At 62.5% G+C, this 2,433-nt stretch carries 3 protein-coding genes; all 3 read left to right on the top strand.

The genetic code is table 11. The features are described 5' to 3' along the window. A partial coding sequence (locus AC1D1X_RS20910) for a hypothetical protein (protein ID WP_477699066.1) occupies positions 1-301 on the top strand: 301 nt, incomplete at its 5' end. Between the two features lie 19 nt (positions 302-320). Next, positions 321-1,679, top strand: coding sequence for an NAD(P)H-dependent oxidoreductase (locus AC1D1X_RS20915; protein WP_477668025.1), 1,359 nt, complete (start codon positions 321-323; stop codon positions 1,677-1,679). A 126-nt stretch (positions 1,680-1,805) separates the two neighbouring features. After that, positions 1,806-2,433, top strand: a 628-nt coding sequence (locus AC1D1X_RS20920; protein ID WP_477699067.1) for an NAD(P)-dependent oxidoreductase, incomplete at its 3' end; no start/stop codon positions are given.

The raw sequence follows: 2,433 nt of genomic DNA on the forward strand, positions 1-2,433 counted from the left end.
CGCCAGGGAAGCGTTTCAGTTTTCCGTACGTAGCCCGAATGGTTGGACAGGTGCAGGTAATCTTCATTTCAAAATCGGCCAAGCGTCGTACACCGTGTACCAATTTTCCTCAGCGCGTTTCCCTGAAGAAGAAGCGGGCGTCGTAGTACGCGTGGGAGAAAAAAAAACCATGTACATCGAATGCGCGGAATCAAGAACGAGTCAATACAAAGACCTTATCGAACTGCGCAAATTGGAATTACCTGAGATGACAACCCCCTTCATCTTCGGTCCAAAAGCAAACAAGATCTATCGAAATTAATCAGCAAGACCCCTCATCCATGAACCTTTACACCAAACTCCAGCAGCGCGCGGCCGAAGGCAAACCGGTGCGCATAGGCCTCATAGGCGCCGGCAAATTCGGCTCCATGTACCTGGCGCAAGTGCCGCGGACACCGGGCGTGCACCTGGTGGCGATTGCCGACCTGTCGCCCGACGCGGCGCGCGCCAACCTTGCCCGTGTAGGGTGGAATCCGGCTCTAACCCAGGCAGAATCTGCGCAAGCAGCTATAAAAACAGGAGCAACCTGGATCACTGACGACTGGCAGGCGGTGGTCACGCATCCGCAGATCGACATCATTGTGGAATGCACCGGCAACCCGATCGCGGCGGTAGAGCATTGCCTGAAAGCCTTCGCACACGGCAAGCATGTGGTCAATGTCACGGTGGAAGCCGACGCTTTCTGCGGCCCGCTGCTGGCGCGCAAGGCCGCAGAGGCCGGCGTGGTGTATTCGCTGGCTTTCGGTGACCAGCCGGCGCTGATCTGCGACCTCGTGGACTGGGCGCGCACTTGCGGCTTCCCGGTGGTGGCGGCGGGCCGTGGCCACAAGTGGTTGCCGCATTTTTGCGAATCCACGCCCGAGACGGTGTGGGGAAACTATGGCCTGACGCCCGAGCAGGCCGCGCGCGGCGGGCTCAACCCGAAGATGTTCAACAGCTTTCTCGACGGATCCAAGCCTTCCATCGAATCGACTGCCGTGGCCAACGCCACGGGCCTGACCGTGCCCAGCAACGGCCTGCTCTACCCGCCGGCCAGCGTGGAAGACATTCCGTACGTGACACGGCCCATCAGTGAAGGTGGCGTTCTCGAACGCAAGGGCATGGTCGAAGTTATCTCGTCGCTGGAAGCCAACGGCCGCAAGATTCCCTACGACATCCGCATGGGCGTCTGGGTCACCGTTGAAGCCGAGACCGACTACATCAAGAACTGCTTTGAGGAATACAACGCCCACACCGACCCGAGCGGGCGCTACTTCACCTTGTACAAACGCTGGCACCTGATCGGGTTGGAAGTCGGCGTGTCCGTGGCCAGCGTGGCGTTGCGCGGTGAACCCACCGGTGTGGCGACCTGCTGGAACGCCGATGTGGTGGCCACTGCCAAACGTGACCTGAAACCCGGCGACATGCTGGACGGCGAAGGCGGCTATACCGTGTGGGGCAAGCTGCTGCCGGCCGATACTTCCATGAAGATGGGCGGGCTGCCCCTGGGCCTGGCGCATAACGTGAAGGTCGTGCGCGCAGTCAAAAAGGGGCAGAGCCTGAGCTGGGCCGATGTGGCGATGGACACATCGACCCACGCCTGGAAAGTGCGCCAGGAGATGGAAAGCATGTTTGCGCCGGCGCTGAAAAAAGCGGCCTAGAAAGCTGCCTGACAGCCTTCTTCCCGCCGGTTCCTTCATGATGACTCAAAGCCATTCTGAGGACACGAATTGACCATCACCAGCGACACGCCCCTGCCCCGCATCGCATTTTTGGGTACGGGCATCATGGGCCTGCCCATGGCCAGGCGCCTGTGCGAAGCGGGCTACACGCTGCAGGCATGGAACCGCACGCCGGGCAAGRCCGGCCCGCTGGCGGCGCTAGGCGCCACGCAACATACGCAAGCCAGTGCCGCGGTGGCCGCTGCCGACATCGTCATCAGCATGCTCGAAAGCGGCCCGGTCGTGGAAGACGTGCTGTTCACGCAGGGCGTGGCCGCCGCGATGAAACAGGGCGCGCTCTTTCTGGACATGGCCTCCATCCAGCCGCGCGAAGCGCGCGACCATGCAGCTCGCCTGGGCGCATTGGGCATCGCCCATGTGGATGCGCCGGTTTCAGGCGGCCCGGGCGGCGCGCAAAGCGGCACGCTGGCCATCATGGCCGGCGGCAAGGCGGAAGACTTCGCGCGGGCCCTGCCTGTGCTCAAGCACTTTGGCCACGCCGTTCACGTGGGCCCGCACGGCAGCGGCCAGCTCACCAAGCTGGCCAACCAGATGATTGTGGGCATCACCATAGGCGCGGTGGCCGAGGCCCTGCTGTTCACCGCGCGCGGCGGGGCCGACATGGCCAAAGTCAAGGAAGCGATTACCGGCGGCTTTGCCGACAGCCGCGTGCTGCAGCTGCACGGCCAGCGCA

This window comes from Polaromonas sp. P1_G4, from assembly GCF_056405475.1.

Excerpts from the sequence above, each read along its gene's own strand:
- AC1D1X_RS20915 (WP_477668025.1), top strand. The coding sequence starts at position 321 with ATGAACCTTTACACCAAACTCCAGCAGCGCGCGGCCGAAGGCAAACCG.